Origin of the sequence: Asaia platycodi JCM 25414 (genome assembly GCF_000614545.1) — a bacterium.
GTDB lineage: Bacteria > Pseudomonadota > Alphaproteobacteria > Acetobacterales > Acetobacteraceae > Asaia > Asaia platycodi.
In genome coordinates, this window is the sequence record NZ_BAKW01000018.1 from 1 (window position 1) to 23,197 (window position 23,197).

Here is a 23,197-nt window from a genome sequence, read left to right on the forward strand (position 1 = left end):
ATCTCAGTTCCCAAGGCAGCCACCGCAGCGTGTTCCTCTGCGGTGAACGCTTTTAGACCCCACACCCATACCCGTCAATCATAAAAATTAGAAAAAATGACAGATCAGTGAAAAAAAGTCTCGCCATAAGCCGAGAGACCTTCACAAACTGCGGCGTCAGATAGCAAAAAGGGGGCTTACGCCCCCTCCCCTTTAGTACACAGAACTACCGGTCTCAGAAATCGACGCTTGCCGTTCCCCCTACAAAGAAAGGCGAAGCCACGTAATAGGTTGAGCTCGACGCAGCGATCTTGCCGCCATAAACACCGGTTGTGGCCTTGCCGTTGGCGGTGACGCCGTTCACGAAGCAAGATAGTGATTGTTCGTGATGTTCTGGATATTCAGCTGAAGAACCGGATTTTTCATGAACGCGAAGTTCCTGAAGCGATAACCGGCGTGAACGTTCATGGTGACATAGCTCGGGATCGAGGTGTCATTATTGAACGTTGCATATTGCTTGCCGACATATTTCAGCGCGAAGCCGCTGAAGAGGTGGCCGTCGTCGTAATCCAGGTTGAAGGCTACCTGCTGGCGAGCCGTCTGGGGCGCGAACTTGCCTTTGCTTTTCACATAGTCGCCTGTGCTTCCTGCGGCGATATTACTGTCTGTGCGCGCGTTGATATACTCCGCCGACACGTAGGGGCGCAGGTGGTAGAGGATCGGGCGCGTGCCGATTTCGAAATCGACACCCATCAGCGTGTGAACCGCCCCCGTTGATACTCTGCGAATAATACGAGCCGTTCGGCAGCACGACGGTCTGTGAGTAAAGGCGGTTTGTGAAATTATAGTGGAAATAGGTAAGCGTGCTGTTGAACAGGCTGCCCTGATAACGAACGCCCGCCTCTTCCGAAATCGAGATTTCAGGCTTCTGGTTAGGATTGGCCTGAGTGCTGTATCCAACGCCCTTCGTATAGGTGCCTGCATCGTAGAGCGAAGTGTTCATCGGAATGCGGAAATTGGTGGTACCCGAAGCGAAAAGCTGGAACTGATTGTTCAGCTTGTAACGGATCGATGCCGCCGGGAGCGGCTCGTTCCAGCTTCCACGGATATAGCGACCTGTTGATGTATCGGGCAGGTTGTTCTGCCCCTGACGCGTGATCATCGCATATTTCAGACCGCCTTCGAGCGTCAGACGATTATTGAGCAACGAGAGCGAATCATCGATGAAGAGCGTGTGGATGCGCGTCTGTGTAAGCGTATCGCGATACTGTGCCGTTTCACCATTGGAAAGAACAAGATTAGGCCCGCCGCCATACTCATCGAGTGGAGCGCCGGTCGCGGCATCGACAAGACTGTAGGGCGATGTCTGGATCTGCTTCGAATATTCGAACCAGTAGCCGATCATGAGACGATTGGCACCCGTGTGCAAAGCGAGCTTCGTGACTGCACCGGGACGATAGGTCTGTGTGTTCGACGGGTTATACAGAAGCAGGCTCTTGGTATTCGACGAATTGTAGGAGCCGATCGACCCGCTCAAGGTCTGAGCCCCGTATTGCTGGCTCGTCAGGCTCTCACTGTAAGCGCCGCCACCATTGCCATTGCCGTACCAGAAATAGGGCGTTTCCGTCAGCGTCAGGTGATCGGTCAGCGTAAAGGTGGACGGGGCGCTGGCATAGATATTGGTGAATGGGTTCTGGTGCAGCTTATAGTAGTTTCCGCTTGGGCTCTTGGGGTTCCATTTGGAATCATACGTGTAGCTGGTGCCATATTTCTGCCAGTTGGCAAGTGACATGGACGGAAACAGCGTGCTGTCACTCTGGTTGCCAACGATCGCCAGCGAAATACGGTTACCCTGACCCCATTCATTGACCCATTTCGTCTCGCCATGAAGCTTCTTCTGGGCGCCTGGGCCGCGCCATGAATCCTCATGGGCTGCCGAGAAGGAGACGTAACCCTTCAGATGCGTATTGCCGATACGGCCTGTATCGACACGGCCAAAGATACGCCGTGAGTTGTAACTTCCGTATGTTCCGTCCAGATGACCGCCGAAGCGCTCGGCAGGATCGAGCAGATACATGTTAACGGCACCACCGGAGGCGCTGATATGCGGGCTATCGAGGTCAGCCGAGCCCTGCTCGACATTGATCGTCCGCAGATTTTCGGAATCGACGATTTCCTGCGGGTAAACCGCATAATTGCCGATATCGTTGATGGGAAAACCTTCAAGCGTGAAGCCGATCTGACTGGCATTGAGACCACGCAAGGTCAGATTGCCGCCATTGAGACCAAGCGGGTCGACCGAAGTCGTATTCACGCCTGGCAGCATGGCAATGAGCTGCATGGGATTGAGGCCGGGCGTCTGCTTTGCAATGAATTCCTGAGTGACGGTGGATCGGGATTTCGCCGCGTCTTCACGAACCATCAAGCCGCCACCGGCCGCCGTGTGACGACTGGCGCGCACCTGCACCGTCTCACTTTTTGCAGCGTCAGTTGGCGCCGTTGAGCCCATCATCGACGGGCCATCGTCAGCCTTTGCCGCCGACTTTTGGGTCTGGCCCTTAGAACCCGACGCAACATTTCGTGAGGGGCTGACCTGCGCGGACGCTGCTGAAATCTGCAACGCGAGAACAGACGTTGCACAGAGAAAAAAACGGGCTCTCAAACTCATCATGGTTCCTGAAGCTTAATAGCTGATCGTTAAAAGGATTTAACGAATTGACGATAGCCATTAACACGCAGCCGAAACAATCACGATGAAAGTTTAATGACGATACTCTTTTAAGAAATCGTTTCTTTTCAGTTACATATGATACAATGATGCCTCTCGGAAGTATTTCTATCGACCGGGATCGTTATACGAAGAGTGTTCTGGAAATGGAGAACCGCAATCGGTTTACTGTAAGTCCACGAAGTGACCATATGAAGGAATATAATATCTATATAAAATAAATCAGACATAGTAACTGCTTTATCATCACTTATATTTCGTTAATTCATACTCATTGTTAGAGACAACCCTTCCTCCGACACCCATCCGAGACCCGATACTGTGATCGATAGACTTTCTGTAAACACATTTCCTGCTTGATCACCGCCCTCGCTTTGTCGTCAGCCTCTAGTCAGGCGTCAGACAACCAGACGCAGACGCCCCACGAAAACACAGCAGATGATCAACTCTCTTCCCTGGATTCATGGTCCGGCAACAATTCGGACGGAAGGTAGCTCCGGACTCAAAATCCCGACGGGATATGAGGGGCTATCACCTCCAAACGGCAAGAAGTTCCTCGCTCTGCTCGGCAATCTCGTTTCGACAAGCGACAATGAGGGCTATATTTTTCAGCCAGAGGCGAAGGATAAAGACTGGTTCCTGGATTTTCATTACGTGAATTCCGGTCATGTCAGCGATACAGACACAATCGACGCGGCAGAGCTGTTTGGTTCGATGGCCGCTCATTCAGCAGAAGAGAATAAGGAGAGAAAGGCCGCTCACCTCCCTCAGCTGTTTCTTGCCGGGTGGCAGGCTCCCCCGCACTACGATCAGCAGACCCACCACCTCGAATGGGCGTACCAGTTCAGGACAGATGACGGCTCACTCATCACCAACCTCAATACGCGAGTGCTGACACGCACCGGCTATTACCGCGTTCTTATGGTCGGAAACGTCGATAGCTATGGGGCAGACAGAGACGAGTTCAATAATGCCCTGACGTCCCTTCAGCCAACTTCGGGTAATTGCTACAGCGATTTCAAGAGCGGCGACAAACTGGCTGAATATGGTCTGATGGGGCTTATCGGCGGCGGAACGGCGGCAGTCGCCGTCAAAACCGGGCTGGTTGGCGTCGTTATCACTTTTATTGTCAAGTTTGGCTCGGCGCTGTTCAGCTCGAAGGCGATCGTCGCCGTGATCGGCTTTTTCGCTCTCCTCTGGAGACGCCTCAAAGGCATGTTTTCTCGCAAGAACGACAGGTGACATGCATTCCTTGGATGCGCCCATCATCTTCTCAGCATGTGCCGCCCTGCGTTTCTGAGCGGCCATGATGCTGATCCCAAAGCGCAAGAAGCTGTGCAGAATCCCGAATCAGTGCTGAGGGAAAAGCCATTGAGCTGAAATGAGATTGTAAAAGCTTCCCTCACCGCTTCGAGAAGCCGAACGACTCAGAGTGAGACTACTGAAACGAGGACGGGTAGGCTTCTCTTTCGGGAGCCCATAATCTTCAGATCGCAATTGAGAAGGTTTTTGGCTGGGGGACCTGGATTCGAACCAGGGCTGACCGGGTCAGAGCCGGTAGTTCTACCGCTAAACTATCCCCCAGCATCTTTGCAGAAGCTGATTGCCTTGCGGTGGCGGTGAAATAGCATCCACCCCGGTAAGCCGCAACCCCCTTATTCGCTTTTTTTTTCAGAAATTGGACCTCGACAGGGCATAAAATGCTTGCTGCGCCACCTTGCCGCTATCACATTGTTTTTGACGTAAGATTTCATGTCGGGATCAGGATGAGGGGGGACGATTATGGGCTATAGCCGTAGCGAGACGCTGTCATCCCATACGCCTGAAGGCGCACCGTTCAGGCATTTTGCTGCGTTAGACCTGGGCACCAATAATTGTCGGCTCATGATCGCGCGGCGCACGGACAGTGGCGTGCAGATTCTCGACCGCCAGAACCGCATGGTCTGCCTTGGCGAAGGTCTTATCGAAACTGGCGAGCTGAGCGCACGGGCGATGGATCGGGCGGTACGCACACTCGACTCTTTCGCCGCAAGGATGAAGGGGCTTCCTTCGCTCCAAGTTCGCGCGGTTGCCACGGAAGCCTGCCGACGGGCGCTCAATCGTGACAGCTTCCTGTCTCGCGTCCATTCCGAGACCGGACTTTCGCTCGAAATCATTTCCCCACGAGAAGAAGTGGAGCTCGCCGTCGAAGGGTGTCGCACGCTGCTGCATCGTGCGCAGAAACCGGGTGAGCGTGCCATCGTCTTCGACATCGGCGGCGGGTCGACCGAGATCGCCTGGCTACGCCTGAGCCCTGAGACACGCGGGCATGAATTGGTCAGCCTGGTCAGCTTGCCATACGGCGTCGTGACCCTGTCGGAACAGTTCGGCCGCTCACGCCAGTCCTCCCCCTCCCTGGGGGAGACAGATCTTTACGAGACGATGGTGGAAACGGTGCGCAAGCCCCTGCTCGCCTTCGAGGCAATCCATCAGATCGGCAGGGAGATGCAGCGTGGCGCCGTTCAGATGCTCGGCACCAGCGGCACTGTTACGACACTGGCGAGCATGGCTCAGAACCTGACCCGCTATAGCCGTTACGCCGTCGATGGATTCTCGCTCTCGGCGCAGGCGGCACACGACGCCATCTCCACTGTCCGCAGCGCATCCTCTGGAGAACAGCAGGCACCTTCAGCGCTTTCACCGGACAGACAGCATTTCATGCTGCCTGGTTGCGCCATCTTTGAGGCAATTCACAGCGTATGGCCGTCTCAACAGATCATCGTCGCCGATCGTGGGTTGCGAGACGGCATGGTGGCGCGCATGGCAGCCCAGGCACGAAACAGCCGCGTTATCGCCGATAACCCGACGCGTAATGGCGTCAACCGCCGGAGTAGCATGATTATCGTGGCCATGTGGCACCGTCTTCCTTTATGTGACGCCCATGAGCAAAAATAGTGACAAGCGCGGCGGCAAGAACGGAAAGCTTCAGAGAAAAGGGTTCCCGGGAAAGCCTCAAGAGTTCGACCGCACCCGGCCAATCCGACAGCACGCTCGACGGAAGCTCCGTCCAGAATGCGCGCAACAAGACAATTATGCTGCGCACGGCGCGTGGCCGTTCGACTGCCCAGCAGCGCTGGCTCAATCGGCAGCTGAACGACCCGTATGTTGCGGCAGCTCGCAAGCAGGGGTGGCGCTCACGCGCGGCATTCAAGCTGATCGAAATCGACGACCGGCTGAACCTTATCAAGCCGGGCATGAAAATCATTGATCTGGGGGCAGCGCCCGGTGGGTGGACGCAGGTCGCGGTCAAGCGCGGGGCGAGCGCGGTTGTCGGGGTCGATCTCTTGCCCGTCGACCCGGTGAGCGACGCCACCATCATAGAAGGCGATTTTACCGATCCAGAGATGCCGGCGCGGCTTATCGAATTATTGGGCGGTCCCGCAGATCTGGTGTTATCGGATATGGCGCCCAACACAACAGGCCATGCGCCGACCGATCATATGCGCATCATGGGTCTCGCCGAAGGGGCGCTGGATTTCGCGATGCAGGTTCTGGCAGTTGGCGGCGGCTTTGTCGCCAAGGTGTTTCAGGGCGGGTCGGAGCGCCAGATGCTCGAACCGATGAAACTGGCATTCTCAAGTGTCAAACATCTTAAGCCGCCCGCTTCACGCAAGGAATCGAGCGAGCTTTATGTTGTAGCGACCGGGTTCAGGCCCGATCGCCTCAATCAGGACTGATTATTCAGCCACGTCCCACAGCCAGGCGGCACCGCGTACGCCTGAGCTGTCGCCGTGCTTGTTGCGAACGATCGGGGTGGTGCAGACAGGCGTGATGACATGGCGCGCGAGAAGCGGCGGCACACGGTCATAGATGCTGTCGAGATTGGACACCCCGCCACCGAGCACGATGATATCAGGGTCGAGGAAATTGATCGCAAGCGCGCAAGCACGCGAGAAGCGGTCCATATAACGATCGAGCGCGCCGATTGCCGCGATATCCCCGCTGGCGGCGGCCTCTTCGATACCCGCCGTGTTGTGGTGACCGATGCCCTTCCAGTCCTTGGCCAATTCAGGGCCGCACAGATAGCGTTCGAGGCAACCCTCATTGCCGCAGAAACATTTCGGCAACGGGAATTCTTCAAGCCGCGTCCAGGGGAGCGGCGTGTGCCCCCATTCACCGGCAATGCTGTGACGACCACCGATCACCTTTCCGTCAACCACGATACCAGCGCCCATGCCGGTGCCGATGATGATGCCGAAAACGGTACGATTGCCCTCACCCGCGCCGTCTGCCGCCTCGGACAAGGCAAAGCAATTGGCGTCGTTTTCGACGCGCACGGAGCGACCGAGCGCACGATCAAGATCAATGCCGAAAGGCTGATTGTTCAGCCAGGTCGCATTGGCGTTTTTGATCAGCCGGTTTCGGGTGAGATGGACCCAGGAATGCCGATGCCGAGCGTCGAGCTCAACTGACAGGGCTTCGCCAGGTGCGAAGCGACGCTGCCGAGGCGCTGGTCGACACTGGCCACCAGATCGCGAACAGCGATCACGGCCTCCTCGTAAATCCCCGGATTAGGGACACGCTCGCGCAGTTGCAGATCGCCCGCGCGATCAAGAACTGCGATTTCGATCTTCGTGCCACCGAAATCGATGCCGAGGCGATAATCAGCCATCTCATGCCTTACTGAAGTTGCTTCTGAAAACTGCGGCGCATGTTGCGGACGAATGCGGTCCGAGTAAAGATGTAATGGCAAAACAGCGCCCGATCTTGAAACATACCCGAGGCTGCGCGCATAGTCTGATTAATGACCCCTCCGGCTTCTGAAACCCTCCTTGACGTACGCGGGCTTGCCTGCCCCCTGCCCGTGCTGCGTGCGCATCGCAGCCTTCGAGCCATGGAGGCTGGCACGCGTCTGCGTATTCTTGCGACAGACCGCGCCAGCGTTGCTGATTTTCAGGCATTCTGCCGTGAGACCGGCCATGCATTGGTTGCATTCTCTGAAGACGGCGAGACGCTTTCTTTCGTCATCCGTCGCAAATCGGACACAGCTGTGTCATCTCCTGTTACGGAATAATCATAGTCATTACTTCCTTGGGCTTGGAGAATGGAGTGCGACACGCTATCCCTCCTCCCATCGAGCCGTTTTCCTTGACGGCGATTTTCCGAAACAGCGGAGCGGGACGGCATTTACGGCATGGACGCACAGCTTTCACAGCTCTCTTTCGAGGAGGCCCTGTCTGAACTCGACAGGATCGTACGCGGCCTCGAAAGCGGTCAGATGAAACTCGAGGACGCCATAAGCGCCTATGAGCGAGGTGCAGCCCTGCGCCGCCACTGCGAAACAAAACTCTCGGAGGCGGAAATGCGCGTCCGTGCCATCACGCAACGTGACGGCACCACGACGACCGCTCCCCTATCCGAGTTCGACGAGAATACTGGCGGAAAAGCCCCATGACGACCCCCTCACCCACCCCTATCGCATCACCAGAGGTCCTTGCCGCCTCGCTCGGCACGGCAGCCCGCGCGATCGAGACCATGATCGATCGTCTTCTTCCCATGGTCGATGGTGACGAGTCGGTACTGCTCGAAGCCATGCGCTATGCGGCGCTCGGCGGCGGCAAGCGTCTGCGTGGCTATCTTGTGACTGAAATCGCGGCCATCTTTGGCGCAGAGCCCGAAGGCGCACTGCGTGTGGCGGCTTCTGTCGAGATGCTTCACGCCTACAGCCTCGTCCATGACGATCTCCCCGCCATGGATGATGACGATCTGCGTCGCGGCCAGCCTTCGACGCACAAGCAGTTCGACGAGGCGATCGCCATTCTTGCAGGCGATGCGTTGCAGACCTCGGCTTTCGAAATCCTTGCAGATGAGGCGACCCACCCGGACCCGGCGGTGCGTATCGCTTGGTGACCGCATTGGCTCAGGCTTCCGGCGCCGCAGGTATGGTTGGCGGTCAGGTGGTCGATATCCGTGGCGAAGGCAAAAGCCTTCCTCTCGAGCAGGTCCGCCGTCTGCACGCCATGAAGACCGGCGCGCTGATCCGCTACGCTGCCGAAGCCGGCGCCATTCTCGGCGGCGCCGACCGGGTGCAGCGCGATGCGATCATCGCCTATGGGCGCGATATCGGCACGGCTTTTCAGGTTGCCGATGACGTGCTCGACACAACGGCAAGTGCTGAAGAACTCGGCAAGACCGCCGGCAAGGACGAAGCCTCCGGCAAATCCACCTATGTCTCCCTGCTCGGAATTGACGGCGCCCGCGCCGAGGCCACGCGCCTCTCCGAACAGGCCACACAGGCCCTGACCTCTTTCGGGACCGAAGCAGCCGCGCTCAGAGCCCTGGCACAATACATCGTCGAGCGCAGGAATTAAGAGAATGAGCGATACCACCAAGCCGAACACCACCGCGTCTATCCCGACGATGGGCCGCTTTCCTCATCTTGATCGCGTGGTCGTTCCCGCTGATCTGAGGAATTTCTCGACCGAGCAGCTCAAGCAGCTCGCCGAAGAACTGCGCTCTGAAACGGTTGATGCCGTTTCCACTACAGGGGGGCATCTCGGTGCCTCTCTGGGCGTGGTCGAGCTGACGGTCGCCATGCACGCCGTGTTCAACACGCCCGATGACCGCATCATCTGGGATGTCGGCCATCAGGCCTATCCTCACAAGATCCTGACCGGGCGTCGTGATCGTATCCGTACGCTGCGCCAGCCTCATGGCCTATCGGGCTTCACCCGCCGTTCGGAGAGCGAATACGACCCATTCGGTGCGGCACATTCCTCGACGTCGATCTCGGCGGGCCTCGGCATGGCGGTGGCGCATCACCTGCGTGCCAATGAAGACCCCGCCTATCACGAGCGCAACGTCATTGCCGTCATCGGCGACGGGTCGATCTCGGCTGGCATGGCCTATGAAGCCATGAACAATGCGGCAGTGGCTGGTGCGGGCGCCAAGCGTCTGATCGTCATTCTCAACGACAACGAGATGTCGATTGCCCCGCCAGTCGGCTCGATGTCGAACTACCTGTCGCGCCTCATGACGTCTCGCAAGTTCCTGAGCCTGCGCGATCTGGCAGGCAAGCTGGCCAAGCGCCTGCCCGCAGGCCTTGAGCGCACCGCCAAGCGCGCAGACGAGCTGACGCGCGGCCTTATTACGGGCGGCACGCTGTTCGAGGAACTCGGATTCTATTATGTTGGCCCCGTCGATGGCCATGACATGAACCAGCTGGTGCCAATCCTGCGCAATCTGCGCGACGCTGATGAAGGCCCGGTACTGCTGCATGTCATCACCGAAAAGGGCCGTGGCTACACCCCTGCTGAATCGGCCGGTGACAAATACCACGCCGTCAGCAAGTTCAACGTTGTGACCGGCGAGCAGAAAAAAGCCCCGGCCGGACCGCCGAGCTATACGTCTGTCATGGCACGCGAATTGCTGCGCCATGCCGAGAAAGATGAGCGTATTACCGCCGTCACGGCAGCTATGCCGTCAGGCACGGGCCTCGACAAATTTGCCACCAAATATCCCGACCGGTTTTTCGACGTGGGTATTGCCGAGCAGCACGCCGTAACCTTTGCCGCCGGTATGGCCTCAGAAGGGCTGCGCCCGTTTTGCGCGATCTATTCGACGTTCCTGCAGCGCGCCTATGACCAGGTGGTGCACGACGTCGATCTGCAGAACCTGCCCGTTCGTTTTGCAATCGACCGCGCCGGTCTGGTCGGTGCCGATGGCGCAACCCATGCCGGATCGTTCGATCTGAACTATCTCTGCTGCCTGCCGAACATGGTTGTCATGGCGCCCAGTGATGAGGTCGAACTGACCCATATGACGGCAACAGCCTGCGTCTATGATGCCGGTCCGATTGCCTTCCGCTACCCACGTGGCAGCGGCACGGGGCTGGAACTGCCGGAAGCAGGCGAAATCCTCGAAATCGGCCGTGGTCGCATCGTGCGCGAAGCCGTGCGTCAGCCGGGTACGAAATCGGGCGTCGCCATTCTGTCGCTCGGCACGCGCCTGACCGAATCACTCAAGGCAGCCGACCATCTCGCGGCACAGGGCATAGCGGTCACCATTGCCGACGCACGCTTTGCCAAGCCGATAGATACGGCGCTGGTCGAGCGTCTGGCACGTGAGCATGACGTGCTGATCACGATCGAAGAAGGTGCGGCAGGCGGCTTCAGCAGCCTCGTGGTGCGTCATCTGGCCGAAACGGCCCTGCTCGATCAGGTCAAATTCCGCCCGATGGCCCTGCCCGATAGCTATATCGACCATAATCTGCCCGACGTGCAGTATGACGAAGCCGGGCTCAATGCGCCTCAGATCATCACGGTGGCCCAGTCGGCACTGGGTGCGCAGAGCGCTCAGCAGACGGCCTGATGGCCAAGAAGCGGGCTGACGTTCTGCTGGTCGAGCGCGGCCTCGTCGAGAGCCGCGCCCGCGCGCAGGCGCTGATCATGGCGGGGCTTGCTTTCAGCAAGGACCGCCGCATTGCCAAGGCGGGCGACATGCTCGCCGAGGATGCTCCGCTCGATCTGCGCGGGCAGGACCATCCCTGGGTTTCGCGCGGCGGGCTCAAACTCGACCATGCCATCTCCCATTTCGCTCTCGACCCGACAGGCGCCACTGCGATCGATGTCGGTGCCTCGACGGGCGGATTCACGGACGTGCTCCTCACCAAAGGCGCGACGAAGGTTTTTGCCGTCGATGTCGGGCATGGTCAGATCGCCTGGAAGCTCCGCTCAGACGAGCGCGTGATGGTGATGGAAAAACCAATGCCCGCACGCTCGACGCGACGCTTATTCCCGATCCGATCTCGGTAGTGGTCTGCGATGCGAGCTTCATCGGTTTGCGTACGGTCCTGCCCCCGGCGCTGGCGCTCTGTCGGCCGGGCGGCTGGGCTGTCGCACTCATTAAGCCGCAATTCGAGGCTGGTCGCGCCGAGATTGGCGCCAAGGGCGTCGTACGCGACCCGGCTGTGCATGAGCGTGTCTGCTCGGAAATACGCGGCTGGTGGGAAGGTCTCGAAGGCTGGGAAGTTCTGGGCGTAGAACCCAGCCCCATCACCGGCCCCGAAGGCAACCGCGAATTTCTCATCGCTGCTAGGCGCATCCCTTGAAGTAGAGGGTTCTGAGAGAGCAATCGCCCTTTTACAAACATGGTTTTTCTTGCGTTTCAGGGGCTCTTCCGTGATAGAGCAGCGCCATGTCCGACATTTCGACCCCTCTCGATCTGAATGAGCAGGAGCGTGCGCGCATCCTAGCCAAATCCGCACTCTTCGCGCCTCCGCCTGCCGTCCTGCCGGATGGCCGTCGCGACCTCGTGGGCCTTTCCCGTGAAGAGCTGATTGCCGAAATGGCGGCGTTTGGTGAAAAGCCGTTCCGCGCGAAGCAGCTCTGGCACTGGATCTATCATCAGGCGCCACCGATTTTTCGCTCATGAGCAGCATCGCCAAGCCGCTTCAGGCGAAACTAGCCGAACATTACGTCGTCGGACGCCCTTCGACGTCACTCGAACAGACGTCGAATGACGACACGCGCAAGTTCCTGTTCCGCTTTCGTGACGGGCAGGAAGCCGAGACGGTCTATATTCCAGACCGTCGTGAAGATCGTGGCGCTGTCTGCATTTCGTCGCAGGTCGGCTGCACCCTTTCCTGCACCTTCTGCCATACGGGCACGCAGAAACTCGTCCGTAATCTGGGTGCTGCGGAAATCGTGTCGCAGTTCATGGCGGCGCGCGATTCCTATGGCGAATGGCCGAGCAAGAGGGGAAACTCCGCGCCTGCTCTCGACCATCGTGCTGATGGGTATGGGCGAGCCGCTCTATAATTATGACAATGTCGCCAAGGCCATGCGCATCGTGATGGATGGCGAAGGCATTGCCCTTTCACGGCGACGCATCACGCTCTCGACCTCGGGCGTCGTGCCGATGATGGATCGCTGCGGTGAGGAACTGGCGGTCAATCTCGCGATCTCCCTGCACGCCGTCACCAATGAACTGCGCGACAAGATTGTACCGCTCAACCGGAAATACCCGATAGAGGAGTTGATGGCTGCGTGCCGTCGCTACCCGGCAGCGTCGAATTCGCGTCGCATTACCTTCGAATACATCATGCTGCGCGGGATCAATGACAGCGAGGCCGATGCGCGTGAACTGGTGCGCCTGATCAAGGGCCTGCCCGCCAAGGTCAATCTTATTCCGTTCAATCCCTGGCCGGGTTCAGAATTTAAACCCTCCACCCGCGAGCAGCTTCAGAAATTTGCCGCCATCGTGATGGATGCCGGTTTTGCCTCGCCGATCCGTATGCCACGCGGTCGCGACATCCTTGCAGCCTGTGGTCAGCTCAAGACCGAAAGCGAGCGCCTGCGCCGCAACGCGACGGCGGATGCCGAATAACAGGTCGAGGCCGTCCCCCGAGACTGGCCTGATCGGCTGGCGGGTGGTAAGAAAGGCGCCCAACGCGTTATCTTTACAGAGGGAAGCCTGGCCTTATGACCGCCCGGGACATTAAAAAAGTCGTTCTCGCCTACTCGGGCGGGCTGGATACTTCCGTTATCCTTCGCTGGCTCCAGAAAGAATACGGCTGCGAGGTCGTGACCTTCACCGCCGATCTGGGCCAGGGTGAAGAGCTGGAACCCGCACGCCGCAAGGCCGAAATGTTCGGCGTCAAGGAAATCTTCGTCGAGGACCTGCGCGAGACCTTCGTGAAGGATTTCGTCTTCCCGATGTTCCGCGCCAATGCCCTTTACGAAGGGCAATATCTGCTTGGCACCTCCATTGCGCGCCCGCTGATCGCCCAGCGCCAGATCGAAATCGCCAAGATGGTTGGCGCCGACGCCGTGGCTCATGGTGCCACCGGCAAGGGCAATGATCAGGTTCGCTTCGAACTCGGTTATTACGCGCTTCAGCCCGACATCAAGGTCATTGCGCCCTGGCGTGAGTGGAACCTGACCTCGCGCACGAAGCTGCTGGCTTTTGCCGAAGAGAACCAGATTCCCGTCACCAAGGACAAGCGCGGCGAAGCCCCTTCTCTGTGGACGCCAATCTTCTGCACTCGTCTTCCGAAGGCAAAATTCTCGAAGACCCCGCCATCGCGCCCGATGAGATCGTCTTCCAGCGCACGATTTCGCCCGAGAACGCACCCGATGTCGCGACCGAAATCGCCATCGACTTTCATGAGGGCGATCCGGTCGCGCTGAACGGCGTGACGCTCTCTCCCGCCGAATTGCTGACGCGCCTGAACAAGCTCGGCCATGACAACGGGATCGGCCGTCTCGACCTGGTCGAAAACCGCTTTGTCGGCATGAAGTCACGCGGCATCTACGAAACGCCGGGCGGCACTATTCTGCTGACGGCCCATCGCAGCATCGAATCCATCACGCTCGACCGAGAGGCCATGCACCTCAAGGACAGCCTCATGCCGCGCTATGCCGAAATCATCTATAACGGCTTCTGGTTCTCGCCCGAGCGCTACATGCTTCAGGCACTGATCGATGCCAGCCAGAAATCGGTCACGGGCCGTGTTCGCCTCAAGCTCTATAAGGGCAATGTGATCTGCATCGGCCGCGAAAGCCCGAACAGCCTTTACGACACCCGCGTCGTCACCTTCGAAGATGACGAGGGCGCCTATAATCAGGTCGACGCTCAGGGCTTCATCAAGCTCAACGCCCTGCGCCTGCGTCTGGGCGGCCAGATCGGTCGCACCGGCGGCAAGCCTGATCGCCGGATCCTGATCGCACCGGGTACCGATTACCCGGTGCGATCATCGGCCTGCGTGCTCCTCACCGCCCCGCGTGGTAAAGGGCACGCAGACATCGCAAGTTCCAAGAGGTTCAGCCATGCGTTTGTCCCGCTCCATCAAGACCCTCGTCGCCGGGGCATCTTTTTTTGCCCTGACCGCCTGTGGCGGCACGAAAGAAGAGCCTGAGCTGACGCCTGAGCAGTTCATGGCTAAGGTCCGTGCCGAACCCGGCGTCAAGACCCTGCCCGACGGCCTCGCCTACAAGGTTCTGAAATCCGGCCCCAAGGATGGCGAGCAGCCCTCAAAGGGCCGCATGATGATGCTGATCTATGAAGGCCGTCTGCCAGATGGCGGTATTTTCGACAGTTCAGAGCAGCATGGTAACGGCGCCTATATGCAGATGGCGCTTGACGGGCTCGTTCAGGCTGGATGGAAGCCCTGCCGATGATGCATGTGGGCGATACCTGGATGCTCTATGTTCCACCCGCGCTCGGCTACGGCAAGCGGTCGATGGGCATCATCCCACCCAACAGCCCGCTCGTCTTCAAGATCCAGCTTCTCGGTCTGGGCGGGCAGGAGCAGTAAGACGCTTTCCAAACGCGCGCCCTTCGCCCTCGCTCTCATGGCCGCGCTTGCTCTGGCGGGTTGCGGCAAAAAGAGCGCAGGGCAGAAACTCTACGGCCCTAATTGTGGCATCTGTCATCACGGGGGGTACGGCCTGCCCGGCGAAGTACCCCCTCTGGTCGGCCGTCTCGATCTGATCGCAAAGACGCCTGAGGGGCGTGCCTATCTCGCGCGTGTCATGCTCAACGGGCTCGACGGGCCTATTAAAGCCAATGGCGGGCGCTATAATTTCTCTATGCCCAGTTTCCGGCGCCTGAATGATGAGCAGTTGAGCCTTATCCTGAACTGGCTCATTTCCCGGGGCACGACCAACCCCGCCCCTGTCATCACCCCCGATGTGTTTGCGGCGACCCGCAAGGAAGAAATCGGCTCGAACCGGGTTCACGATCTGCGCGAGGGCCTCGCAGCACAAGGCAAAATTCCCTGATACCGGTGGCGCAGACCCCGTCGCGGCTTATTCAGGTGGCGCCCAATGCGCCTCACAACGCGCCTCGTATAGCTCTTCATCACCCGTTTCGAGCACATGACCGGTTTGACGCTTCTTTGCGGTCCAGCGCGCAGGCGCCTCGCAGACGTGACAGCGCGCCATAAGCAGCACGTAGCGATCGGCCATCAGACGAAGGCGCGCCATGACATCGAAATCATGCCGCATGAAATCCGTATCGAGCCCTGCAACGCTGATATCGACCCCCGCATCGAGGCTTTTGCCGATATCGGCCACCACATCGCCCTTGTAGTGCGGTGCGATCATGAAATGCCCTTCATCGAGCAGGATATGCCCGAAACGCGCAAAATCATTGGGCCAGGATGAGACAGAACGCGCGGGGCGGCGTAGCCCGACACGGCTATGGATGCTTGCGCCAGAGCGCGTGTCGAAAGCCGGGGCGAGACAGAGGGTCTTTTCCTGCTCGGGGTGGTCCTGAAGCAGGTGCGCCGATTTTCCAGCGAACATCGGGCCTGCATAGACGGTCAGAATTCCCCTGCTCACGACGCTTTCTCCACTCATACAGGCTTCCATCCTTCAAGGTGCCGCGCAGCCCTTACAGGCATTTGCGCAGGCTCGGCAATCTTTCCCCTTGACCGTGCGCCAGACGCATTCGACAACATCGGCCATGCAACGTGTATTTTCCGGCATCCAGCCGACCGGCGTCCCCCAGCTTGGCAATTATCTTGGCGCGATCCGCAACTGGGTGCGGCTACAGGATGATCATGACTGCGTTTTCTGTCTGGTCGACATGCACGCGCTCACCGTTTTTCGTGAGCCCGAGCAGTTGCGGCGCGATAATCTGGCGCAGGCCGCCTGCCTGATCGCGTCGGGCATCGATCCTGAAAAGCATGTACTCTATAATCAGTCTGCCGTAAGCGCCCACGCCCGCCTCGGCTGGATCTTCAATTGCGTGGTGCGCCTTGGCTGGCTGAACCGCATGACGCAGTTCAAGGAAAAGGCGGGCAAAGACCGCGAGCAGCATTCTGCCGGGCTTTTCGTCTATCCCGCGCTGATGGCCGCCGATATCCACGCCTTTCATGCGACCCGCGTCCCGGTGGGCGAAGACCAGAAGCAGCATCTCGAAATCGCCAATGATATCGGCGCGAAGTTCAATCATGATTATGGGGTCGATTTCTTCCCCATGATCGAGCCGCTGATCCCGCCTTCGGCAGCCCGCGTCATGAGCCTGCGCGACGGCACGAAGAAAATGTCGAAATCGGACCCGTCCGCCCAGTCACGTATCGAACTCACCGACACGGCGGATGACATTTCGCTCAAGATACGCAAGGCGAAATCCGATACCGAAGCCCTGCCCTCCGAAAGCGCCGGTCTGGAAGGCCGACCCGAAGCGCGTAATCTGATTACAATCTTCGCCGCCATGGCCAATCAGGGCGTTGATGATGTGCTGGCACGCTTCGGTGGCCAGGGCTTCGGCCCTTTCAAGGCCGCTCTCGCCGAGCTTTTGGTCGAGACGCTCTCGCCGGTCGCCAACGAAACGCGCCGCCTGCTCGAAGACCGAGCCCATCTGGAGAGCATTCTGCGACAGGGTGCAGCGCGGGCCAACGCGATTGCAGAGCCCATCGTCAGCGAGGCGGAACGACTGGTTGGTTATCTGCGCTAACCGTTCCAACAGCCCGAGACAGGATACCGGACATGCAGCAGGCCTTTCATCGTCTTTCCATACGCACACGGGGCAAAGGCCTGACCATGATTACCGGCCCGGTGCTTGACTGGGTTGCCTCGACCGGCATCGAAGATGGACTTCTGACACTCTGGTGCCGCCACACCTCAGCGTCTCTCATCGTGCAGGAAAACGCCGACCCGACCGTCCAGCACGATATTGCCAGCTATTTCGACGATCTCGTACCGGAGTCACGTGCCTATCGACACGACTATGAAGGGGCGGATGACATGCCCGCCCATATACGCTCCGTTCTGACCAATGTGCAGTTGACCATTCCGGTCATGCGGGGTGAGCCCGTTTTCGGCACTTGGCAGGGGATTTATCTCTTCGAGCATCGTCGCTCGCCGCATAGCCGTGAGATCGTGCTGCATCTGCTTGGCAACTGAGGCGATGGTCCGCGCCCGTGCCGCTCTCTGTGTCGCGATCGGGCTGGTGCTGACTGACCCGATTGCCGCCCGAGCCGAAACCAGCTTGATGTCACGCAATTCGGCGCGCGTTGCGATGACACTACCGATGACACGAAAAGCTTTCAGGCTGCGATTGACGCAGCATCCGCAAAAGGCGTTGCGCTCTCCCTGTCCGGCATCTGTCGTGTCAGGACCCTGAAAGTACCCGTTACCGCCAAAACCTTCATATTAGAGGGCAATAACGGCACGCTGCGCTTCCTCGAAGGCGGGCTGGTGCTTGGTGCTCCCGGCCCCGCCAATGCGGTCATTCCTTATATCATCCGCAATCTGCGGCTACGGTCGGTCAATGCGTATACCGACACGGCAATCCTAGTGACCGGCGCGTTCAAGGGGCTGATCGAGAATGTCAATATCGACCGTTTCAAGAACGGCATCGAACTCGTCGCAACCTCGGATAATATCGTCAGTGGGTCATTCTTCGATTCCTTCGGTGATTCCAATGCGGTGCTCATCAGCGGCACCATGGCTGCCAATCAGACCGTCTCGGCCTATGCGTCGAACAATACGGTCACCGACGTGACGGATATCCACGGCACAGGCGTGTTCATCGGGCCAGGCGTGCAAGGCACGAAAATCCGCAATCTACGTGTGCTTGAAGCCTGGTACGGCATCTATGCCGTGGACGGTAAGGATGACGAGGATCTCAGCGTTTCCGATTCCTATCTGGAAGGAAAACGCGTCGGGCTTTTCGCCGATGGAGTCGATCTTACGCGCGTGGTCAATTGCAGTGCCGACCTTCCCTCCAGCGGGGCCGATCCCGGCTGGGCCGGTTTTCATATGGACCGCATGTATGGCGGTATATTGGCCAATTCTTCTGTCTGGGGCGCGGCGGCTGCGCATTCGCCAGTCATTGTCGCGGGCGGGAATATCAACGTGATCGGCAATCAGGTCACGGGCGTGGCCACCGGCCCCTGCATGAGGCTGATCCCGTTCCCCAAACCCGACGATTCTCCGCTTCTTGTGTCAAACAACACATGCTGGGCGTCAGGCGGCTATGAGGTAAGAGGGCGCGGCCCCATGGCGGGCAGCAATAACCTCTGGTCACGCCCGGATGACCATCACCTCATGGTGCGTGACTTCCCCAATCCCTGAACGCGCCCTTACGGCGCGCGCTCAGGGGGTAATTTACCAGTTTCTGAGCCAGAACTCTGCCGGACAATTATCCTGAGCCTGTGGTGAGTCCAGATAGCTTCCGGCGCTCGGGAATTGCCCCATGCGCTCGGGATCAAGGGTGAACCAAAGCTGCGTCAACACCACACGCTTCGCCGGATCCGTTTCGCATCGAAGCTGAAGCGCCCTTGGCTGGCTGGCTCCGGTTGCCTTGCGGAAAAACGACAGCACCTCGTCATGCCCCACCACCGTACCGGCACGGGCCGCCAAAAACGCCATCATGGGCGAGCGGGAAAAACGCAGCTGGAGTGCGCTTGCCTTGGCGAAGAACACTCCCGGATCGTAGCCAAAGCAGGCCCCGTGCTTGACCCATTCATGGGTCAGCAATGAGGGGGTGGTATGCGGCATGATCTCGCCGAGCGTGCGTAGCATGGCGTTATCGAGCACGGGTGGAGGCGCGTCCGGGCCGAACAGGCCACATCCGTCACGCCACCAACGTTCGACCGGTATATTCTGTGCTTCGAGAGAATGCGGCTCGGACGCCCAGAGCCCATGCAGACCGACAAGCGACTGACGCGGCTGATCGGCGGCGCACCCTGACCCGACCGTACAGAAACCGGGCTGCCAGGTGAGCGCGAGCGTATTGTGGTCGAAATCGCCGTGTGCGAGCGGAACAAGCCCCGAACGCTGCGGCTCCGATCCGACACAGCCGGCGAGCAGCAGAACCGAAAGAGCGACAAGCTTGCGTATCATGAACAGGCTCCCAGAAGACGCGCGTGATGGGCGACGTGATCGCTGATCACACTCTGGATGAACCAGTAGGAATGATCGTACCCCTCATGGTAGCGAAGCGTCAGCGGTTGCCCCGCCCGAGCCGCGGCATTCTCGATCAGATCGGGGCGCAACTCCCGCGCAAGAAACTGGTCGGCCGTACCCTGATCGATGAGAATTTCCTTTGGGTGGCGCCTGCCTGACTCGATCAGCGAAACAGCATCCCAGGCAGCCCAATTCTCCCGCTTATCGCCAAGATAAGCCCCAAAAGCCTTTTCGCCCCAGGGCACCCCTGCAGGATGCACGATTGGCGCAAGGGCGCTGACCGATTGCCATAGCGACGGGTCGCGCAGCCCATGAACGAGTGCGCCGTGCCCCCCCATCGAATGCCCCATGATTCCGAAAGCCGCACCGTCCTGACTGAACTGCTGCCTGATCAGACCCGGCAGTTCATTGGAAACGTAGCTCCCCATGCGATAATGCGTCGCCCACGGACGCTGTGTCGCATCCAGATAGAAACCTGCCGCCGTGCCCAGATCATAGCTTTCATCCCTCGCCCTCGACGCCCGCCCCGCGTGGCGAGGTGTCAGGCGCGACGAGCATGATGCCGCAGGCGGCAGCATCGGCGATGATCGTCGATTTCTGCAAGAACGTCTCGTGGGTGCAGGTCAGACCGGCCAGCAGAAACAGCACAGGCACCTTTTCTCCCCGCAAGGCCTGTGCGGGTTGAAACACCATGAACTGCGCATCGAGGCCAAGGCTGGTCGATTTATGGGCCATCGTGCTGACGGCACCGCCATGGCAAAGCTCACGCGAGAGCGTCTCGATACTCATGCGTCGAATTCCACGACCGAGCGGATCGATTTGCCCTGACTCATCAGATCGAAACCATGATTGATTTCAGACAGCTTCAGATGCTGCGTGATCAGGGCATCGATATTGATGCGCCCTTCCATATACATGTCGACAATCTTGGGCACATCGGTGCGTCCGCGCGCGCCACCGAAAGCCGAGCCGATCCAGCGACGCCCCGTGACAAGCTGGAAAGGACGTGTACTGATTTCCTGCCCGGCCCCAGCCACGCCGATCACGCAGGAAACACCCCAGCCACGATGGGCGCATTCGAGCGCCTGACGCATGAGCTTGACGTTGCCGATACATTCGAAAGTGTAATCTGCTCCTCCGCCAGTAAGCTCAACCAGATGCCCGACAAGATCGCCATCGGGGCCTAGATCGGCGGGGTTGACGAAATGAGTCATGCCGAACTGGCGGGCGATTTCAGCACGCTCAGGGTTGAGATCGACGCCAATAATCTGGCGTGCACCGACCATCTTTGCTCCCTGGACGACATTCAGGCCAATTCCACCGAGCCCAAAGACGACAACCGTGGAGTCAGCCTCGACCTTGGCCGTGAACAGCACCGCGCCGATGCCTGTCGTGACGCCACAGCCAATATAGCAGATCTTGTCCAGCGGCGCGTCGCTGCGCACCTTGGCCAGTGCGATTTCGGGCAAGACAGTAAAATTGGCAAATGTCGAACAGCCCATATAATGATGCACGGGCCTGCCACGATACGAAAAGCGCGTGGTGCCGTCGGGCATCAGCCCCTTTCCCTGCGTCGAGCGGATCGAGGTGCAGAGATTGGTCTTGCGCGACAGGCATGACGGACAGGAGCGACATTCTGGCGTGTAGAGCGGAATGACATGATCGCCCGGCTTGAGCGACGTGACACCGGCACCGACCTCGCGCACGATGCCCGCACCCTCATGGCCCAGAATGGCAGGAAACAGCCCCTCCGGGTCGGCGCCCGACAGGGTGAACTTGTCGGTATGGCAAAGCCCGGTCGCCTTGATCTCGACCAGCACCTCGCCGTCACGCGGCCCTTCAAGCTGAACGGTGTCGATCTCAAGCGGGCGACCGGCTTCGAGAGCCAGAGCGGCAATCACATCCATTGACGGGAACTCCAGTGAAAGAAGATGATTCACGATACGTCACAAAACGGTGACAGTTTTAACGAGTTTTATGCCCAGCGTCTTGGGTAAGATGCCCTGCATACAAAACACGTAGACTGAGGACCGACATACCTTGATCGTCGACAAGAATTACGGCCTGTGGATTCTCCTTCGTGAGACCGCCTTACCCCTCGGTATCCTCGCCCTGTGGGACCTCGTTGTCGTTATTCTCTACCAGGTATTCCACCAGGAATGGATGGAACAACCCGCCTTGCCGATCTCACTCATGGGCTCGGCTTTGGCGCTGTTTCTGGGCGTGCGCAACAACGCCGCCTATGCGCGCTGGTGGGAAGGGCGCTCCCTCTGGGGCCTGATCACGAACAACTCCCGCTCTTTCGCCCGTGAAGCCGCGACGCTTCTGGGCGGTCGTCCCGATTTGGCAAAAGCCATGGCGGCCTATCCCTATCTGCTGCGCACGGCGCTCTCGAACACCGAGCAGGGGCCGGACGCCAAGCGTTTGCTCACGCCGGACATGTACGAGCGGATCATGGCGCGCACCAACAAACCCAATGCGCTGCTCTATGAAATCGGCCTGGGCGTGGCCGAAGAAGTAGAGCGCAAGAAAATCGACGGCGCCGTTCATGGCACGATCGATCGCATTCTCTCCGATCTGGCCAATGCTCAGGGCGGACTGGAGCGCATCAAGAACACCCCTCTGCCGGTGCAATATTCCGTCCTGCCCCTGCTTGTGGTGCATGTGTTCTGCATCGTTCTGCCGTTTTCGGCGGTGCAGACGCTGGGCTGGATCACCCCGCTCGGTTCGAGCCTCGTGGGCTTCCTATTCCAGGCACTCGACAAGAGCGGCCGCGATCTGCAGGAGCCTTTTGTGCCCAGCCGTCATGCCCTTCCGATGCTGACCATGGCCCGTACGATCGAGATCGACCTGCTTCAGCCAATCGGTGAGCCTGTCGGCGGCCCGATCCCGCCGCAGGGTGGCGTGCAGCCCTGATGAGACCACGAGACAAGCTGAGGAATTTCTGATACAAGCTATTGTTATGAGCACGTTCAAAACTCCTCCCAAGGGCGGCATGACAGACGCTATGGCGCGCACCGCCGCTGCGCTGACCGCAACTCAGGCTGACTCTCATGGCGGAGATGATGATCCCTTTCAGGAAGGGGATTCCATCGTCTACGCCGCGCATGGTGTAGGCCGCGTGGACCGCATCGGCATCGATGAGATCGCGGGAACGAAGCTGGAAATCATCCAGATCTCTTTCCCCGGCAATCAGATGACGCTGCGTATTCCGCTCTCGAAGGCCCGCAAATCGGGCCTGCGCAAGATCGTCACGCGCGATATCGTTGAAAAGGCGATGTCGATCATCAAAGGCAAGCCCCATGTCAGCAAAGGCATGTGGGCCCGTCGTGCGGTGGCTTATCAGGAAAAGATCAACTCCGGCGATCTGATCCAGATTGCCGAAGTGCTGCGCGACCTGCGTCGCAACGTCGACAGTCTCGATGGCAGCTTCAGCGAGCGCAAACTCTTCGAAGCCGCTCAGGAACGCTTCGTGAGCGAAGTGGCCGTTCTTGAAAACAAGGACCCCACAGCCGTTCTCCAGGCCCTGACCGAGACCATGAAGGCCGCCTGATCCATCAGGCATCCTTTTTCGTTCACCGGCGTTTCATGA

At 59.0% G+C, this 23,197-nt stretch carries 14 protein-coding genes, 1 tRNA gene and 9 pseudogenes; 17 read left to right on the forward strand and 7 right to left on the reverse strand.

The annotated features are described in order from the left end of the window. Positions 1-214: 214 nt before the first annotated feature. Positions 215-2,491, reverse strand: a pseudogene (locus JCM25414_RS20050) (TonB-dependent receptor). Between the two features lie 654 nt (positions 2,492-3,145). Between JCM25414_RS20050 and JCM25414_RS12445 the strand changes: the two are divergent. After that, complete coding sequence (locus JCM25414_RS12445; protein ID WP_025841854.1) at positions 3,146-3,949, forward strand: DUF2167 domain-containing protein; 804 nt, start codon at positions 3,146-3,148, stop codon at positions 3,947-3,949. 268 nt (positions 3,950-4,217) lie between these two features. On the opposite strand, the gene JCM25414_RS12450 is transcribed toward JCM25414_RS12445, so the two are convergent. After that, positions 4,218-4,291: transfer RNA gene (locus JCM25414_RS12450), tRNA-Gln, on the reverse strand. Between the two features lie 198 nt (positions 4,292-4,489). Here JCM25414_RS12450 and JCM25414_RS12455 point away from each other — a divergent pair. Continuing rightward, positions 4,490-5,641, forward strand: a complete 1,152-nt coding sequence (locus JCM25414_RS12455; RefSeq protein ID WP_051535876.1) for a Ppx/GppA phosphatase family protein — start codon at positions 4,490-4,492, stop codon at positions 5,639-5,641. 33 nt (positions 5,642-5,674) lie between these two features. Further along, positions 5,675-6,423: pseudogene (locus tag JCM25414_RS20055) on the forward strand (RlmE family RNA methyltransferase); the annotation flags it as partial. Here JCM25414_RS20055 and JCM25414_RS20060 read toward each other — a convergent pair. Then, a pseudogene (locus JCM25414_RS20060) lies at positions 6,424-7,358 on the reverse strand (ROK family protein). It abuts the pseudogene before it with no gap. A gap of 132 nt (positions 7,359-7,490) precedes the next feature. Here JCM25414_RS20060 and JCM25414_RS12470 point away from each other — a divergent pair. The 9 genes and pseudogenes from JCM25414_RS12470 to JCM25414_RS20090 all read left to right on the forward strand — a co-directional run bounded on the left by JCM25414_RS12470 (position 7,491) and on the right by JCM25414_RS20090 (position 15,468). Then, entirely contained in the window at positions 7,491-7,760 is a 270-nt protein-coding gene (locus JCM25414_RS12470; RefSeq protein WP_025841856.1) for a sulfurtransferase TusA family protein, read from the forward strand. A 120-nt stretch (positions 7,761-7,880) separates the two neighbouring features. After that, positions 7,881-8,141 (forward strand): exodeoxyribonuclease VII small subunit, encoded by a 261-nt coding sequence (locus JCM25414_RS12475; protein WP_025841857.1) that lies wholly within the window; start codon positions 7,881-7,883, stop codon positions 8,139-8,141. Between the two features lie 80 nt (positions 8,142-8,221). Beyond that, positions 8,222-9,057 (forward strand): annotated as a pseudogene (locus JCM25414_RS20065) (polyprenyl synthetase family protein). A gap of 4 nt (positions 9,058-9,061) precedes the next feature. Further along, on the forward strand, positions 9,062-11,056 hold the full coding sequence (dxs, locus tag JCM25414_RS12485) for a 1-deoxy-D-xylulose-5-phosphate synthase (RefSeq protein WP_025841858.1): 1,995 nt from the start codon (positions 9,062-9,064) through the stop codon (positions 11,054-11,056). Then, positions 11,056-11,795: pseudogene (locus JCM25414_RS20070) on the forward strand (TlyA family RNA methyltransferase). Before dxs ends, JCM25414_RS20070 begins: the two are co-directional and overlap by 1 nt. Before the next feature lie 86 nt (positions 11,796-11,881). After that, positions 11,882-13,072 (forward strand): annotated as a pseudogene (rlmN, locus tag JCM25414_RS20075) (23S rRNA (adenine(2503)-C(2))-methyltransferase RlmN). Positions 13,073-13,167: 95 nt separating this feature from the next. Beyond that, positions 13,168-14,387, forward strand: a pseudogene (locus tag JCM25414_RS20080) (argininosuccinate synthase); the annotation flags it as partial. Between the two features lie 127 nt (positions 14,388-14,514). Continuing rightward, positions 14,515-15,002 (forward strand): annotated as a pseudogene (locus JCM25414_RS20085) (FKBP-type peptidyl-prolyl cis-trans isomerase). A gap of 37 nt (positions 15,003-15,039) precedes the next feature. Next, positions 15,040-15,468 carry a c-type cytochrome gene (locus tag JCM25414_RS20090; protein WP_025841859.1) on the forward strand — a complete coding sequence of 143 codons (429 nt, stop codon included), beginning with the start codon at positions 15,040-15,042 and terminating at the stop codon, positions 15,466-15,468. 27 nt (positions 15,469-15,495) lie between these two features. Here JCM25414_RS20090 and JCM25414_RS12515 read toward each other — a convergent pair whose 3' ends face one another. Next, positions 15,496-16,029 (reverse strand): thymidine kinase, encoded by a 534-nt coding sequence (locus JCM25414_RS12515; RefSeq protein ID WP_242403562.1) that lies wholly within the window; start codon positions 16,027-16,029, stop codon positions 15,496-15,498. Positions 16,030-16,153: 124 nt separating this feature from the next. Between JCM25414_RS12515 and trpS the strand changes: the two genes are divergently transcribed. The 3 genes from trpS (at position 16,154) to JCM25414_RS12535 (ending at position 18,771) form a co-directional block, all read left to right on the forward strand. Continuing rightward, on the forward strand, positions 16,154-17,149 hold the full coding sequence (gene trpS, locus JCM25414_RS12520) for a tryptophan--tRNA ligase (RefSeq protein ID WP_025841861.1): 996 nt from the start codon (positions 16,154-16,156) through the stop codon (positions 17,147-17,149). A gap of 32 nt (positions 17,150-17,181) precedes the next feature. Then, positions 17,182-17,598, forward strand: coding sequence for a secondary thiamine-phosphate synthase enzyme YjbQ (locus JCM25414_RS12525; RefSeq protein ID WP_025841862.1), 417 nt, complete (start codon positions 17,182-17,184; stop codon positions 17,596-17,598). Between the two features lie 294 nt (positions 17,599-17,892). Continuing rightward, positions 17,893-18,771, forward strand: coding sequence for a hypothetical protein (locus tag JCM25414_RS12535; protein ID WP_025841864.1), 879 nt, complete (start codon positions 17,893-17,895; stop codon positions 18,769-18,771). A 33-nt stretch (positions 18,772-18,804) separates the two neighbouring features. Here JCM25414_RS12535 and JCM25414_RS20095 read toward each other — a convergent pair whose 3' ends face one another. The 3 genes and pseudogenes from JCM25414_RS20095 to JCM25414_RS12550 all read right to left on the reverse strand — a co-directional run bounded on the left by JCM25414_RS20095 (position 18,805) and on the right by JCM25414_RS12550 (position 21,512). Then, the gene (locus tag JCM25414_RS20095) at positions 18,805-19,542 is read right to left on the reverse strand and encodes a ribonuclease T2 family protein (protein WP_242403563.1); all 738 of its coding nucleotides are present in this window, start codon (positions 19,540-19,542) and stop codon (positions 18,805-18,807) included. After that, positions 19,539-20,394 (reverse strand): annotated as a pseudogene (fghA, locus tag JCM25414_RS20100) (S-formylglutathione hydrolase). Before fghA ends, JCM25414_RS20095 begins: the two are co-directional and overlap by 4 nt. Further along, positions 20,391-21,512 (reverse strand): S-(hydroxymethyl)glutathione dehydrogenase/class III alcohol dehydrogenase, encoded by a 1,122-nt coding sequence (locus tag JCM25414_RS12550; protein ID WP_025841865.1) that lies wholly within the window; start codon positions 21,510-21,512, stop codon positions 20,391-20,393. Before JCM25414_RS12550 ends, fghA begins: the two are co-directional and overlap by 4 nt. Before the next feature lie 133 nt (positions 21,513-21,645). Between JCM25414_RS12550 and JCM25414_RS12555 the strand changes: the two genes are divergently transcribed. Together JCM25414_RS12555 and JCM25414_RS12560 are read left to right on the forward strand one after the other, a co-directional pair. Further along, a complete protein-coding gene (locus JCM25414_RS12555; RefSeq protein WP_025841866.1) occupies positions 21,646-22,521 on the forward strand; it encodes a bestrophin family protein in 876 nt (291 codons plus the stop codon). 46 nt (positions 22,522-22,567) lie between these two features. Next, entirely contained in the window at positions 22,568-23,158 is a 591-nt protein-coding gene (locus JCM25414_RS12560) for a CarD family transcriptional regulator (RefSeq protein WP_025841867.1), read from the forward strand. The last annotated feature ends 39 nt before the right edge of the window (positions 23,159-23,197 follow it).